General features: G+C 65.0%; 9 protein-coding genes. 3 read left to right on the forward strand and 6 right to left on the reverse strand.

Annotated features, from left to right (window positions below; all coding sequences use genetic code 11):
• Positions 1-16: 16 nt before the first annotated feature.
• Positions 17-2,128, reverse strand: a complete 2,112-nt coding sequence (locus QYM46_RS10650) for a DNA gyrase/topoisomerase IV subunit B (protein ID WP_432788904.1) — start codon at positions 2,126-2,128, stop codon at positions 17-19.
• Between the two features lie 126 nt (positions 2,129-2,254).
• Between QYM46_RS10650 and QYM46_RS10655 the strand changes: the two genes are divergently transcribed.
• Positions 2,255-3,103, forward strand: a complete 849-nt coding sequence (locus QYM46_RS10655) for an N-acetylmuramoyl-L-alanine amidase (RefSeq protein WP_432788905.1) — start codon at positions 2,255-2,257, stop codon at positions 3,101-3,103.
• Positions 3,104-3,182: 79 nt separating this feature from the next.
• On the opposite strand, the gene QYM46_RS10660 is transcribed toward QYM46_RS10655, so the two are convergent.
• Together QYM46_RS10660 and QYM46_RS10665 are read right to left on the reverse strand one after the other, a co-directional pair.
• On the reverse strand, positions 3,183-4,652 hold the full coding sequence (locus QYM46_RS10660) for an RNA polymerase sigma factor (protein ID WP_432788906.1): 1,470 nt from the start codon (positions 4,650-4,652) through the stop codon (positions 3,183-3,185).
• 198 nt (positions 4,653-4,850) lie between these two features.
• Entirely contained in the window at positions 4,851-6,023 is a 1,173-nt protein-coding gene (locus QYM46_RS10665) for a DUF4192 family protein (protein ID WP_432788907.1), read from the reverse strand.
• Positions 6,024-6,311: 288 nt separating this feature from the next.
• Between QYM46_RS10665 and QYM46_RS10670 the strand changes: the two genes are divergently transcribed.
• Entirely contained in the window at positions 6,312-7,064 is a 753-nt protein-coding gene (locus tag QYM46_RS10670) for a spermidine synthase (RefSeq protein ID WP_432788908.1), read from the forward strand.
• A gap of 188 nt (positions 7,065-7,252) precedes the next feature.
• The gene (locus QYM46_RS10675) at positions 7,253-9,484 is read left to right on the forward strand and encodes a HelD family protein (protein ID WP_432788909.1); all 2,232 of its coding nucleotides are present in this window, start codon (positions 7,253-7,255) and stop codon (positions 9,482-9,484) included.
• Between the two features lie 251 nt (positions 9,485-9,735).
• Here QYM46_RS10675 and nrdR read toward each other — a convergent pair whose 3' ends face one another.
• The 3 genes from nrdR to dnaE form a co-directional block, all read right to left on the reverse strand.
• A complete protein-coding gene (gene nrdR / locus QYM46_RS10680) occupies positions 9,736-10,233 on the reverse strand; it encodes a transcriptional regulator NrdR (protein ID WP_025777954.1) in 498 nt (165 codons plus the stop codon).
• Positions 10,234-10,235: 2 nt separating this feature from the next.
• Entirely contained in the window at positions 10,236-11,546 is a 1,311-nt protein-coding gene (hisD, locus tag QYM46_RS10685) for a histidinol dehydrogenase (protein ID WP_432788910.1), read from the reverse strand.
• Positions 11,547-11,617: 71 nt separating this feature from the next.
• Positions 11,618-15,127, reverse strand: a complete 3,510-nt coding sequence (gene dnaE / locus QYM46_RS10690) for a DNA polymerase III subunit alpha (protein ID WP_432791734.1) — start codon at positions 15,125-15,127, stop codon at positions 11,618-11,620.
• Positions 15,128-15,254 lie beyond the last annotated feature (127 nt).

The raw sequence follows: 15,254 nt of genomic DNA on the forward strand, positions 1-15,254 counted from the left end.
GACTCGGTCGTTACTCTCAGCTGTCGATGCGTTCGGCATCGAGGACGGCGGCGCCGGAGACGATGAACTCCTTGCGCGGTCCGACCGATGATCCCATGAGGAGTTCGAAGGTGTTCTCCGCCATCTCGGCATCGGCCATCGTCACCCGACGCAGGGTGCGCATGCTCGGGTCCATGGTCGTCTCGGCCAGCTGGTCGGCGTCCATCTCGCCGAGACCCTTGTACCGCTGGATCGGTTCCTTGTAGGCCTTCTTCTGCTTCTCGAGCTTCTTCAGCAGAGCATGGAGCTCGGCTTCGGTGTAGGTGTAGACGATGTCATTGGGCGTTCCGCGCTTCGTCACGACCTCGACTCGGTGCAGCGGCGGCACGGCGGCGAAGACGCGACCGGCCTCGACCAGCGGCTTCATGTACCGGAAGAACAGAGTCAGCAGCAGGGTGCGGATATGCGCGCCGTCGACATCGGCGTCGGTCATGATGACGACGCGCCCGTAGCGGGCGGCGTCGATATCGAAGCTGCGTCCCGAACCGGCGCCGATGACCTGGATGAGCGCCGAACATTCGACGTTGGCGAGCATGTCGGCCAAGGTCGCCTTCTGGACGTTGAGGATCTTCCCGCGAATGGGGAACAGGGCCTGATGATCGGAGTTGCGAGCGGCCTTCGCCGTGCCCATCGCCGAGTCGCCCTCGACGATGAACAGCTCCGTGTTCTCCACTCCGTTGTCGCGGCAGTCGTAGAGCTTCGCCGGCAGCGAGGAGGCTTCCAACGCGGTCTTGCGTCGCTGGTTCTCCTTGTGGGTGCGGGCAGAGATGCGCGATTTCATCTCGGCCACGACCTTCTCCATGAGCACAGCTGCCTGCTGCTTCTCCGCGCGCTTGGTCGACGCGAGCACCTCGCCGAGCTGGGTCTCGACGGTCTTGGCCACGATCTGGCGCACCGCGGCGGTGCCGAGGACCTCCTTCGTCTGCCCCTCGAACTGGGGTTCGGCCAGCTGCACGGTGACGACGGCGGTGATGCCGGCGAGCACATCGTCCTTCTCGAGTTTGTCCTTGCCGACCTTGAGTTTGCGCGCGTTGGCGTCGACGGCCTTGCGCATCGCCTTCAGGCAGGCCTGCTCGAACCCGGCGAGGTGGGTGCCGCCCTGCGGGGTGGCGACCACGTTGACGAAGGACTTCAGCTTCGTGTCGTAACCGGTCCCCCAGCGCAGAGCGATATCGACGCCGACCTCCCGTTCGACTTCCTTGGATTCGAGGTGCCCCGAGGAGTTGAGGACCGGGACGGTCTCCTTGAAGGTGCCGGTGTTCTGCAGACGCCAGGTGTCGGTGATCGGAGGGTCGATGGAGAGATGGTCGACGAATTCGGTGATTCCGCCGTCGAACTTGAAGACCTCTTCGCGCTCGGCGATAACGGCGCCGGTCTCGTCACGGACGACACCACGCCGGTCGACGATGCGCAGTTCGAGTCCGGGAACGAGGAAGGCGGTCTGACGAGCACGTTCGACCAGATGCGGGTAGTCGAACTGGGCCTTGGACAGGAAGATCTGCGGATCCGCCCAATACTGGACACGGGTGCCGGTGGCTCCGCGCTTGGCCTTGCCGACGATGTCGAGGCCGGTCGGTTCCTGGAAGGCCTCGAAGGGGTTGTCCGGGCTCGGGGTGCCGGAGGAGTCGTCGAAGCGTCCGGGCACGCCTCGGCGGAAGGACATCTTGTGCACCTTCGATCCGCGGGTGACCTCGACGTCGAGGCGAGCGGACAGGGCGTTGACGACCGAGGCGCCGACTCCGTGCAGTCCGCCCGAAGCGGCGTAGGACGTGCCGCCGAACTTGCCGCCGGCGTGGAGTTTGGTCATGACGACCTCGACGCCGGTCAGCCCGGTCTTCGGTTCGATGTCGACGGGGATGCCGCGGCCCTTGTCGGTGACCGCCACCGAGCCGTCGGCGGCGAGCTCGATGAGGATCTCGGATCCGTATCCGCCGAGGGCCTCGTCGACGGAATTGTCGATGACCTCCCACAGGCAGTGCATGAGACCGCGGGAGTCGGTCGTGCCGATGTACATGCCGGGTCGCTTGCGTACCGCTTCAAGACCGGACAGGACGGACAGGTGCCTGGCGCCGTAGCTTTCGTCTTCCACACAATTCCTCTCGTTCGATTAAATTCTAATCGCTGCGCGCGCAGGACCCTATTCTCTGCGGCTCGTGTCGGGAATCCATCCGGACGAGCTCGACCATGGGCGCCCCGCAGCTGGAAGAATGGAGCCATGCGCCATCGTCTCCTCGTGCCGAGCCTCCTCGCCTCTGCCGCTCTCTGTCTGCCCGGCCTGTCGGCTTGCTCCCAGGATTCGGCCGCTCCCGGACGGACCACTCAGGCAGCCGAGACCAGCGGTGAGTCCGCATCAGCCGACGACGCCGCAGACGGCGACGACAGTCCAGAGTCGGAGACCGCCTCGGCGCGGGCCGACGATGCGGACCTGACAGGGAAGGTCATCGCGGTCGATCCCGGGCACAACGGCGGCAATGCGGACCATCCGGAGACGATCAATCGGCAGGTGCCCGACGGTCGCGGAGGCACGAAGGCGTGCAACACCACGGGCACGTCGACGAGCTCCGACTATCCGGAAGCCGATTTCACATGGGCCGTGGCGAGGAAGCTGGAGAAGTCGCTGACGGATGCCGGGGCCGAAGTCGTTCTCAGCCGCGAGGACAACACAGGAGTCGGACCGTGTGTGGACGAGCGCGGGACATTCGCCGACGATGCGGATCTGCTCGTGAGCATTCACGCCAACGGCAGCGAGTCCAGTGCGGTGAAGGGCTTCCACATCATCGTCGCCGATCCCGGTGAGAACGAGAGGACAGAGAGGGCTTCCGTGGATCTGGCGAAATCGGTGGGGAGGTCGATGAGTGAGGAGTTCACCCCGAACAGGGCCTATGGACAGGACGCGATCAGCCGGAGGCCGGACCTGGCCGGTCTGAACAATGCTTCGGTGCCCGCCGTCATCGTCGAATGCGGAGAGATGCGCAACCCGTCTGAGGCGAAGCTCATGGAGTCGAAGTCCGGGCAGGAGAAGTACGCCGACGCCCTGTTCGACGGCGTCGTCGACTGGTTCTGATTCGGATACGGGAAACGCCCCTGGGAAGTTCCCAGGGGCGTTCCGCTCTTCTCACCTCGAGCGGACCTCGAGACGAGCCTCAGTCCAGGTAGTCGCGCAGCACCTGCGAGCGGGACGGGTGGCGCAGCTTGGCCATCGTCTTCGACTCTATCTGGCGGATGCGCTCACGGGTGACGCCGTAGACCTTGCCGATCTCGTCGAGGGTCTTCGGCTGACCGTCGTTGAGTCCGAAGCGCATGGACACCACTCCGGCTTCACGCTCCGAGAGCGTGTCGAGCACGGAGTGCAGCTGCTCCTGGAGGAGGGTGAAGCTCACCGAGTCCGAAGGCACAACAGCTTCGGAGTCCTCGATGAGGTCGCCGAACTCCGAGTCGCCGTCTTCACCCAGCGGGGTGTGCAGAGAGATGGGCTCGCGGCCGTACTTCTGCACCTCGACGACACGCTCGGGCGTCATGTCAAGTTCCTTCGCGAGCTCTTCCGGGGTCGGTTCGCGACCGAGGTCCTGCAGCATCTGACGCTGCACACGGGCGAGTTTGTTGATGACCTCGACCATGTGCACCGGGATGCGGATCGTCCGCGCTTGGTCCGCCATCGCACGGGTGATCGCCTGACGGATCCACCACGTGGCGTAGGTCGAGAACTTGAAGCCCTTCGTGTAGTCGAACTTCTCCACGGCGCGGATGAGGCCGAGGTTGCCTTCCTGGATGAGGTCGAGGAAGAGCATTCCGCGACCGGTGTAGCGCTTGGCCAGGGACACGACGAGGCGGAGGTTGGCTTCCAACAGGTGGTTCTTCGCGATGCGACCGTCATGGATGATCCACTTGTAGTCCATCGTCTCGCGAGGGTCGGTCACCTCTCCGCCGTCGAGCAGGTGCTCGGCGTACATTCCGGCCTCGATGCGCTTGGCGAGGTCGACCTCCTCGGCGGCGTTGAGCAGTGCCACCTTGCCGATCTGCTTGAGGTAGTCCTTGACCGGGTCCGCGGTCGCACCGGCGGAGACGACCTGCTGGGCAGGCGCATCCTCTTCGTCGGCGTCGGAGACGATGAAGCCTCCGGCCTCGGCCACGGCGGCGTTCTTCTCCTTCTCTTCCGAGTTCTTCGTCTCGGTCGCCTCGGCGGGGCTCTCCTCTGTAGCCAGAGCGTCCGCGGCCGGTTCGACTTCCTCGGTGGTGTCGATGACGTCGTCGGCCTTCTTCGCCTTGGTCGCCTTCGTGGCTTCCTTGGCGGCGGTGGACTCCGTCGTGGTCGTCTTCGCCGCAGCCGTCGATTTCGCTGCGGTCGTCTTCTTCGCAGCAGTCGTCTTCTTCGACGCAGCTGCCTCGGTCTTTGCGGCAGCCGACTTCGCGGTCGTCGACTTCGCGGTCGCGGACTTCTTGGTTCCGGCAGCGGTCGTCTTCTTCGCAGTGGACTTCGACGCCGCAGTGGTCTTGGATCCACCGGTCGAGGTCGTGCCGGCCGTTCCCTCCGACTTCTCCGTCACCGTTGTGGATTCCTTGTCGACTCTGGGCACGTGTTCACCTTTCGCGAGCGTTGAAACTTCCCCATGCATTCGGACAGTACTAAGACCCAAGTCAAGTGGTCCGCGTACGGTCCGGGGCGAGCACGCATAGCTCGCCCATCATGCAATGACTGGGTCAACGCTTAATTTTCTCACGTTATTCCCTGCTTTGCGAATCGGACCTCGAAGGCTCCGCGGCGATCCGTCCGGGCCGTTCACTCGGTGACCGCGGCGATCACACAGCATCGTTCAGATGGTCGTGCGCTGTGTCTCCGTCAGCCAACGAGGCAGGCACCCCATGTCGACCGCGCCGACGATGAGTTCGGCCAGTCCGTGTTCGGGTTCGAGCTCGATCGCGGCACGAGCATAGTTCAGCGCCATCGTCGATCCGCCCAGCGCCCATTCGAACCAGGCGATGACGGCATAGGCGTTGGCCCTCGCCTGCGGGTGCCCGGCCTGCAGGTAGTCCTTGAGGAAGGCGATGGTGAGCATGATGTCTCGCGGCCGCGGCGCACGCGAGGAGAGGCCGACGAGCTGCTGCGCAGCCTGCGCCTGGGAGACGATGCGCCGACTCATCGTGCACAGCTCCTCCCCGTCGAGACCGTTGACCACCGACGGCGGGAAATCCGGGTGGTCGAAGCTCAGGATCATCTCCAGGGCGTCCCGTGACCAGATCTCGACGAGCAGAGTATCGAGCGCCATGACGGTCGGCAGGTCCATCAGATCGTGGATGCGCGCCTCGTCGATCGCCTCCTCCTCGCACCGCATCACATCCAAGCGCGGATAGACCTCGGCAAGGACCACGAAGGCCTCGTCCGTGCCCATCCACTCCTCGGCGTGTCCGCGGCGGCTGTCGGCGAAGGCCTCGGCGGGCATGGGTGAGATGACGAGATCCACCGGATCGGCGACGGGGTTGGATCCGCCGGCGACGAGCTCCGTGGCACACGCCGAGGTGGTTGCGTCGATCAGCGGCGTGCAGTCAAAGCCGTCCTCGTCGATGCGTCCGAAGTGCTCCTGGTTGACCCACCAGGCGCTGAGAGTGTCGACGCCTCTGGCGGCGAAGGTCATGGCCAACTCGTCGATCGCCGCCCGGATGAGACCACGGTGGACCTCGGCGTATTCGGCGTCGGCACCGAGGCCGAAGGCGCTGACCGGCTGGTAGTCGTCATCGTAGAGAACGAGGAAGACACCGCTGACAGTGCCGGCGCGCATGATGAGATCGGCGTACCAGCTGCCGCCTTCGGACAGCGTCTGTGCCGCGCTCTCCCGGTCGAAGTCGATGCGCAGCGTCGTCGAGCTGGTCTGGGACCCGTTGTTCTCGGTGCCGACGATGACGGCGACGAGACTGCGCTGCGGGGTGTAGCCGAGGGTGTGGGGGATGATTCCGATGATGTCCTCGGGCGTGCGAGCCGGTGTCTTCACTGCGTCCTCCTTGATCGGGATGGAACCTGCCGGCTGCGGCGGTTCCCGTGCCTGCGATGAGGCCCATGAGAGGGCCTCCTGTCTGACCCCCACTCCAGCCGATCCCGAGACCGTTCTTCCAGGCCCCGTCCTGCGCCTGTGGACGGACCGATCCCGTCCACAGGGCGCAGATGGATGAGTCACGACCGCCGTCCCCACGAGAATCTGCGCCGAATTGCCTCAATCGCCTCACTGGCATACAAGTGAGGGGTGGCGAAGAGACGGATATACACAGCACCTGGTTCTCAAGTGGTCGACATCTCGACGGGTCAGGCCCGGCTGGAGAAGCTCGACGGCGAGGCCGATTCCTATGTGCTCCATGTCAACGGAGTCCCGTCGTCGTCGATCACTCTGTCCGATCCGCAGCGTCTGGATTTCGAGTACCTGGACTGGATGCGACGCATCATCGACGTCGAGCTCCCTCACCGCACTCTCCGGGCCGCACATATCGGTGCCGCCGGCTGCGCTCTGGCCCGGGCGCTGAACTCGGCACGACCGGGGTCGAAGCAGACGGCGATCGACATCGACGCCAAGCTGCTCGACTTCGCCCGCGACTGGTTCGACCTGCCCCGTTCCCCCGCCCTGGCCCTGCGCGCCGGCGACGGAGCAGTGGAGATCGGGAAGTTCAGAGCCGACACCCTCGACGTCCTCGTCCGAGATGCCTTCGACCACGACTCGGTTCCCACAACCCAGCAGACATCCGAGTTCTTCGCCTCCTGCGCCGAGGCGGTCAAGGACTCCGGCATCTACGTCGCCAATGTGCCCGACCCCGGCGACCACCATCTCCTCAGGGACGAACTCCGCGGCCTCGGCGAGCACTTCGCGCATCTTGCCGCCGCCACGGAACCGGCGATCCTCAAGGGACGTCGGCGCGGAAATGTCGTCGTCCTCGCCTCCCACTCCGAACTCGACACGGCCGGCCTCGACCGGAGTCTGCGCACCGCCGCCTCCTCCGCGACCTTCCTGGCCGGAACCGACCTGCGCTCCCGCCTGGGCCTATGACCTCACACACGCCGGCGTTCTCCCTCGGGGCTCTGACTCGTTCGACTGCCTGCGCTCCCGCCTGCGTCTCTGACGCCGCGCGCGTGCCCACGGCCCGATTGTGAGGTACGCCCCGGTCCGAAATGACGCTGCGACTACAGACACCGCGCAAAGTTCGGCATAATTGAATGCCGACCCAAGAAGGTGAGATGACCGAAACTTCAGAAATTCGAGTCGAGCAGACCAAGCTCGACGAGCTCTATGCCCGCCTCGATGAGCTCCGGGAGGAGACGACAGCCCGCCTGGGGACGGTGAGGATCTCCGAGGTCGGAGGCAATCACCAGCACCGCACCGAACGCGATGCCTTCGCGACGCTGTACGAAGATCAGCTCATCCGTCTCGACGGCGCCGAGGAGGGACTGTGCTTCGGTCGCCTCGACATCGTCGATGAGGACGACCCCACCTATATCGGCCGCATCGGACTCACCGACGATCAGCGTCAGCAGATCCTCATCGACTGGAGGGCTCCGGCCGCCGAACGCTTCTACCAGTCGACGGCCGCCAATCCCGACGGCATCGCCCGCCGCCGTCACCTCGTCACCGCCAACCGGTTGGTCACCGGCATCGAAGACGATGTGCTCGACATCGACGCACTCGATGACACTCAGCGGTCGAACCTGCAGGGTGAAGGTGCTCTGCTCGCAGCACTGACCACCCACCGAACCGGTCGGATGGGCGATATCGTCGCGACCATCCAGGCCGAACAGGACGCGATCATCCGCCGTCCGCTCTCCGGCGTCCTCGTCGTCCAGGGCGGTCCGGGCACCGGCAAGACCGCCGTCGCTCTCCACCGTGCCGCGTTCCTGCTCTACCGTCATCGGGAGCGCATCGCGAAGTCCGGTGTCCTCCTCGTCGGCCCGTCGACGGTGTTTCTCAAGTACATCGAGAAGGTTCTGCCCAGCCTCGGCGAGACAGGGGCCGTCCTGCTCACCCCGGGGCAGCTGTATCCGGGACTCGACACGGATGCCGCTGATGCACCGGCAGCAGCCGAGATCAAGGGCCGCTCCGTCATGGCTCGGGTGCTGAAGAACCATATTGCGAACTATCAGCGCATCCCCGACAACGACGTCGAGATGCGGGTGCGTTCGCATACGATCGTGCTGCGTCGCAAGGATGTGCAGTCCGCGCGCGATCGGGCTCGTCGCAGCGGAGATCCGCACAATGCTGCCCGCACCGGTTTCGTCACCGGGCTGCTGAAGATCCTCGCCGAGGATCTCGCCCGTGAGATGGGGATGGATGCGGCCGGCGAGCGGCTGCCCGAACTGCTTGAGGACCTGCGGTCGTCCGTCGACGTCCGGCGCGCCCTCAACCTCGCGTGGTTCCCCATCGGTCCCGCGGCTGCTCTGCGTTCTCTGCTGGGCAGACCGCACAAACTCCAGGCCGCGGCTCGCAAACTCCTCACACCCGCCGAACAGTCGATTCTGCTCGAGCAGCGTCGGGATGAGTTCACGGTCGACGATGTGCCCCTGCTCGACGAGCTTGCCGAGCTTCTCGGTTCCGCGCCTCAGCAGACTCAGGCGCGGGATGACTCGGCTCGCGAATACGCCGAAGCCGTCGTCGATATGACCGAGACCGGCGGAATGGTCTCCGCCGAGACGCTCGCGTCCCGCTGGGAGGAGCAGGGCCCGGCGATGACCCTGGCCGAACGCGCCCTCGAGGACCGGGAGTGGACGTACGGCCACCTCGTCGTCGATGAGGCGCAGGAGCTGTCCCCGATGCAGTGGCGGGTCCTCTTCCGCCGCGTGCCGTCGAAGTCGGCCACCGTCGTCGGCGACCTCGCACAGTCCTCGCAGGTCGACAACGCCCGCACCTGGTCATCGATCCTCACCGAGTTCGTCGGCGACCGTTTCGCTCTCCAGGTGCTCACGGTCTCCTACCGCACTCCGCAGTCGGTGATGGATCTGGCCAACCGCTACCTGCATCGGCATTTCCCGCAGCTCGAGCTCGTCGAGTCGGTGCGTCAGGGCGGTTCGGATCCGCAGCTGGACTCCTTCGCCGACGAATCCGAGCTGCTGGCCGCCCTCCCCGGCGCGGTCGCGGCCGAGGTGTCCGCCGCCGAAGGTGGGAAGATCGCCGTCATCGCTGATGAGGCGCTCATCGATCCCATCGCCGAGGCGATCGCGGACTTCGATTTCGGACGGTCGGTCACGGGCTTGGACCATCAGATCGCCCTCATCACCCCGCAGCAGGCCAAAGGCCTCGAGTTCGATGCGGTGATCATCGTCGAGCCCGGCCGCATCTCCCCGGTCGGCGGTGAGGAAGGCGTCGGCGGCCTCTATGTGGCGCTGACCCGAACGACGGAACGTCTGCGTGTGCTGGCGTCCGTGTCCACGGAACTGACCGAGCTCTTCTCCGCCGAGGCGATCCGCCGAGCCGGCTGACCACCCCTATTGCTACCTGACGGCGGCCCAGCAACCTCGCGCGAGGTTGCTGGGCCGCCGTCAGGTAGCAATTGGGGTGAATGTGAAAGGCCGCTTGGGTTCGGCTTCCCCTCCGAACCGCAAGCGGCCGCGCGCCGTAGCGCGCACGTTCAATACTACACAACTATTTCTGTACCGCGGTACTCGAAACGGAGATTTCCGACAGAAATCTCAGCTGTCTCAGGATCCGGTCGCGCGCAGACCTCAGACGCTCAGTCCGCGAAGTCGTCGGGAGTGGGTTCGCGGGTCTGCCCGGACTGCAGCAGCGCATCGGCACGCAGCGAATCGATCGCGGCCTCGAAGTCTTCGAGCGAATCGAATCCCTGGTAGACGCTGGCGAAGCGCAGGTAGGCGACCTGATCGAGCTCCCGCAGCGGTTCGAGGATCGACAGCCCCACCTCATCGGCGTCGATCTCCGCGATTCCGCGCGACCGGATGTTCTCCTCCACCCGCTGTGCGAGCTTCGCGAGATCATCGTCGCTGACCGGGCGTCCCTGGCAGGCCTTGCGCACACCGGACATGATCTTCTGCCGGGAGAACTCCTCGGTGACTCCGGAGCGTTTGATCACCGACAGGCTCGTGGCTTCCATCGTGGTGAAACGACGACCGCAGTGACGGCACTGCCGACGCCGACGGATCGCCGCGCCGTCTTCGCTGGTCCTCGAATCGACGACCCGCGAATCGGACTCACGGCAGAACGGACAGCGCATCTCTACTCCTCGAACCTGATGTCGACAGCCCGCCCGTGGGCCGGCAGCTGTTCGCTGGCGGCGAGAACACCGATGTGCCCGGCCACCTCGGACAGTGCCTGTCGATCATAGTCGATGACCTGGCTGACCTTGATGAATGAGTGCACACCCAGCCCCGAACCGTGAGCGGCGGTGCCCATCGTGGGCAGCACGTGATTCGACCCGGCGCAGTAGTCACCGAGCGACACCGGTGCCCAATCGCCGAGGAAGACCGCTCCGCCGTTCGTGATCCGTGCCCCGACCGCTTCCGCATCGGCCGTGTGGACCTCGACGTGCTCTCCGGCGTAGCCGTTGACCACGGTGATCCCGGCGTCGAGATCGTCGACGAGGACGATCGCCGACTGTCGACCGGCCAGAGCCGTCCCGATCCGTTCGGTGTGCATCGCCTGCGGCACCTGCACGTCCAGCTCCTTCTGCACCGCCTCGGCGAGATCGACGGAGTCGGTGACCAGCACCGAGGCGGCCAGTTCGTCGTGTTCGGCCTGGCTGATGAGGTCGGCGGCGACGAAGCGCGGGTCGGCCTGGTCGTCGGCGAGGATGATGATCTCCGTGGGTCCGGCGACCGCGTCGATGCCCACCCGGGAACGGACCAGGGACTTCGCCGCAGCCACATAGGCGTTCCCGGGACCGGTGATGAGGTCGACGGGTTCGAGTTCCTCACCGTCGTCGAAGCCGTAGGCCAGGGCGCCGATCGCCTGTGCTCCGCCCATCGCCCACACTTCGTCGACGCCGAGGATGTGTGCGGTGGCGAGCACGGTGGGGTGCGGCAGGCCGTTGCTCTGGGGCGGGCTCGCGATCGCCAATGAGTGTGCACCGGCGGTCTGTGCCGGCACGACGTTCATGATCACCGTCGACGGGTACACGGCCAGTCCGCCGGGAACGTAGAGTCCGACTCGTTCGACCGGAAGGTGGCGGGTGGTGACGAAGGCGCCGGAGGCCAGTTCGGTGCGGACGTCGTCGGGACGCTGATCGGCCGCGACCGTCCGGGCCCGGGCGATGGATTCGACGAGTGCGGCCTTGACCGCGGGATCGAGTTCGGCTGCGGCCTCGGCCAGCGCCGAGGCCGGCACGCGCAGAGCCTCGGGACGGACCCCGTCGAAGCGTTCGGTGAAGTCCTTCACCGCGGCCGCTCCCCCGCCGGCGACGGTGTCGAGCAGGTCGGCGACTCGTCGTTCGATATCGGCATGGGTCTCGGCGGCCCGAGGCAGCTTCTGCGCCAGGAATCGCTTGTTGAGGGTCTCACCACGGAAGTCCAGAATGTTCACCCGCATCATTCTAGTCTCCGCAGCAGCACTGCAGGCCCCCGGCCCGCAGTGCGGACGAGGGCGGTCTCGGCGGTCGCGCCTCAGACGCTGAAGCAGCGGGAGCCCAGCAGAGCCTTGAGGTCGCCGTAGAGGCTGGGGTTCGGATCGACTCGGATCGACCGATCCAGGCGCATGATCGTCTGCCGTCCCGGCTGAGACAGGGTGATGTGGACGTCCGTCTGCCCCTTGTTGGATTCGAGGATCCGTTTGAGTTTCGACGCCATCTCCTCGGTTGCCTTCTCCATCGGCATGATGAGGTTGAGCGGCCGATCGTTGGGGTCGGTGACATCGGGAATCGTCATCGACATCGCCATCAGCGAGGTCGGTCGGTCATCTGAGGTGCGGATGCGACCGGTCAGGGAGATCACGAGGTCGGTCGCCAACAGGCTCGCCACCGGCTCGTAGGTGTCGCCGAAGAACATCACCTCGATCTCGGCTTCGAGATCCTCCACGGTCACGATCGCATAGGGACGCCCGGAGTTCTTCGACACCTTGCGGGTGACCTGGGTGATCATTCCGCAGACCTTGATCTGGGATCCGTCATGGCGGTGCGACTCCGGATCGACCACCTCGGCGATGGAGGCATCGGATTCGGCAGCCAGCACACCTTCGAGCCCGTTGAGCGGGTGGTCGGAGACGTAGAGACCGATCATGTCACGCTCGAAGGACAGCTTCTCCTTCTTCTCCCACTCCGGACGGTCCGGGATGGTCACGGAGAAGCCCGGTGAGTCGTCTCCCCCGCCGAGCCCGGCGAAGAGATCGAACTGTCCGTTGGCTTCCTGCCTCTTGACGCCGATGACCGAGTCCACGGCCTCCTCGTGGACTTCGACGAGTGAGCGACGGCTGTGGCCGAGCGAGTCGAAGCCGCCGGCCTTGATGAGCGATTCGATCGTGCGCTTGTTGCACACGTGGCTGGGCACCTTGTCGAGGAAGTCCGTGAACGAGGTGTAGGCGCCCTTCTCGTCGCGGGCCTCGACGATGCCCTCGACGACGTGCGCGCCGACGTTGCGGACCGCGCCCATGCCGAAGCGGATATCGGTGCCGACCGGGGTGAAGTGGAGCGCGGATTCGTTGACGTCCGGAGGCAGCACGGTGATGCCCAGACGGCGGCACTCGTTGAGGTAGATCGCGAGCTTGTCCTTGTTGTCACCGACCGAGGTCAGCAGGGCCGCCATGTATTCGGCGGTGTAGTGAGCTTTGAGATAGGCGGTCCAGTAGGACACGACGCCGTAGGCGGCCGAGTGCGCCTTGTTGAACGCGTAGTCCGAGAACGGCAGCAGGATGTCCCACAGGGCTTGGGCAGCGGCTTCGGAATAGCCGCGTTCCTTCATGCCGCCGAAGAATCCGACCTGCTGCTTGTCAAGCTCGGACTTCTTCTTCTTGCCCATCGCGCGGCGGAGGATGTCTGCCTGTCCCAGCGAGTAGCCGGCGACCTTCTGTGCGATCGCCATCACCTGCTCCTGGTAGATGATGAGACCGTAGGTGGTGTCGAGGATCTCCTTGAGCGGCTCCTCGAGCTCCGGGTGGATCGGGGTGACCTCCTGCAGACCGTTCTTGCGCAGGGCATAGTTCGTATGCGAGTCGGCGCCCATCGGCCCGGGGCGGTAGAGCGCCAGGGTCGCGGAGATATCCTCGAAGTTGTCCGGCTTCATCATCCGCAGCAGGGCACGCAGGCCGCCGCCGTCGAGCTGGAACACGCCGAGGGTGTCACCCCGGGTCAGCAGCTCGTACGCGGCAGGATCGTCGAGGGCAAGGTGCTCGAGGTCGAGTTCGTAGTCCCGGTTGGCTTTGATGTTCTCCACTGCGTCGGAGATGATCGTGAGGTTCCGCAGCCCCAGGAAGTCCATCTTGATGAGCCCGAGGCCCTCAGAGGTCGGATAGTCGAACTGGGTGATGACCTGTCCGTCCTGGAACCGCCGCATGATCGGAATGACGTCGATGATCGGGTCCGAGGACATGATGACACCGGCGGCGTGGACACCCCATTGTCGCTTCAGCCCTTCCAGGCCCTTGGCGGTCTCGAAGGTCTCCCGGGCCTCCGGATCGGCGTCGACGAGTTCGCGGAACTCCCCGGCTTCCTTATAGCGCTTGGACTCCGGGTCCTCGATGTCCTTGAGCGGAATGTCCTTGGCCATCTCCGCAGGCGGCAGAGCCTTCGTCAGCCGCTCGCCCATGGAGAAGGGTTTGCCGAGGACTCGAGCGGAGTCCTTCAGTGCCATCTTCGTCTTGATCGTGCCGTAGGTGACGATCATCGCCACACGCTCGTCGCCGTATTTCTCGGTCACATAGTCGATGACCTCGCTGCGGCGACGATCATCGAAGTCGACGTCGAAGTCGGGCATGGACACACGGTCCGGGTTGAGGAAGCGCTCGAAGAACAGTCCGTGCTGGAGCGGATCGAGATCGGTGATGCGCATCGCGTAGGCGACCATGGAGCCGGCACCCGAACCACGGCCGGGCCCGACGCGGATGCCGTTGTCCTTCGACCAGTTGATGAAGTCGGCGACGACGAGGAAGTAGCCGGGGAAGCCCATCGAGATGATGATGTCGAGTTCGTAGTCGGCCTGCCTGCGGACGTCGTCGGGAACACCGTCGGGGTACCGGTAGTCGAGTCCCTTCGCGACCTCCTTGATCAGCCACGAGGTCTCGTCCTCGCCGGGAGGGCACGGGAACTTCGGCATGTAGTTCGCCGAGGTGTCGAAGGAGACTTCGCACTTCTCGGCGATCTCGAGGGTGTTGTCGCAGGCCTCGGGGAATTCCCTGAACAGTGACCGCATCTCTGCGGGAGTCTTGAGGTAGTAGCCGGAGCCGGAGAAGGCGAAGCGCGATCCGCCCTGATCGTAGGTGGGTTCGATGAGTTTCGAACCTGATTGGATGGCCAGCAGGGCCTCGTGCGCCTTCGCATCGGATTCGTGCGTGTAGTGGAGGTCGTTGGTGGCGACCAGCGGAATGTCGAGTTCTTTCGACAGTCGGATGAGGTCCTTCGTCACCCTCTTCTCGATGGACAGGCCGTGGTCCATGAGTTCGACGTAGTAGTTGTCCCTGCCGAAGATCTCACGGTACTTCCCGGCCGCCGCTTTGGCTTCTTCGTATTGCCCCAGCCGCAGCCGCACCTGCACCTCGCCCGAGGGACAGCCGGTGGTGGCGATGAGTCCGTCGGAATAGCTCTCGAGCAGATCCTGGTCCAGTCGGGGCCATTTCGCGGTCACCGAGTCGAGGGAGGCATACGATGATGCCTTGAACAGGTTGCGCATGCCCGTATTGTTCCGAGACAGCAGAGTCATGTGCGTGTAGAGACCACCGCCGGAGAGATCATCGCTCTTCTGCGATTCGTCGGTGCGCCACTTCACGCGCGTCTTGTCCCGGCGGTCGGTGCCGGGGGTGACATAGGCTTCGACGCCGATGATGGGTTTGATTCCGGCGGCAGTCGCCTGAGACCAGAAGTCGAAGGCACCGAACAGGTATCCGTGGTCGGTCGTGGCGATCGCGGACATCCCCGATGCCTTCGTCGCCGCCATCAGATCGGCGAGGCGTGCCGCACCGTCCAACATGGAGTATTCGGTGTGGACGTGGAGGTGGACGAAGTCCTCGTTCGGCACTGGGCGCCGCCTTCCTGAAGTTGCCGGTGTTGCCGTTCCAGCTTAGTCCATCGACCGTTCGGAAGACGGCTCCCGGAAG

Origin of the sequence: Brevibacterium sp. K11IcPPYGO002 (assembly GCF_050920635.1) — a bacterium.
Classification (GTDB): domain Bacteria; phylum Actinomycetota; class Actinomycetes; order Actinomycetales; family Brevibacteriaceae; genus Brevibacterium.

Bases quoted from the DNA above. Each gene is read 5' to 3' on its own strand.
- QYM46_RS10675 (WP_432788909.1), top strand. From the start codon at position 7,253: ATGACCGAAACTTCAGAAATTCGAGTCGAGCAGACCAAGCTCGACGAG.
- dnaE (WP_432791734.1), bottom strand. From the start codon at position 15,127: ATGTTGGACGGTGCGGCACGCCTCGCCGATCTGATGGCGGCGACGAAG.
- QYM46_RS10660 (WP_432788906.1), bottom strand. From the start codon at position 4,652: ATGCATGGGGAAGTTTCAACGCTCGCGAAAGGTGAACACGTGCCCAGA.
- QYM46_RS10655 (WP_432788905.1), top strand. From the start codon at position 2,255: ATGCGCCATCGTCTCCTCGTGCCGAGCCTCCTCGCCTCTGCCGCTCTC.
- hisD (WP_432788910.1), bottom strand. From the start codon at position 11,546: ATGATGCGGGTGAACATTCTGGACTTCCGTGGTGAGACCCTCAACAAG.
- nrdR (WP_025777954.1), bottom strand. From the start codon at position 10,233: ATGCGCTGTCCGTTCTGCCGTGAGTCCGATTCGCGGGTCGTCGATTCG.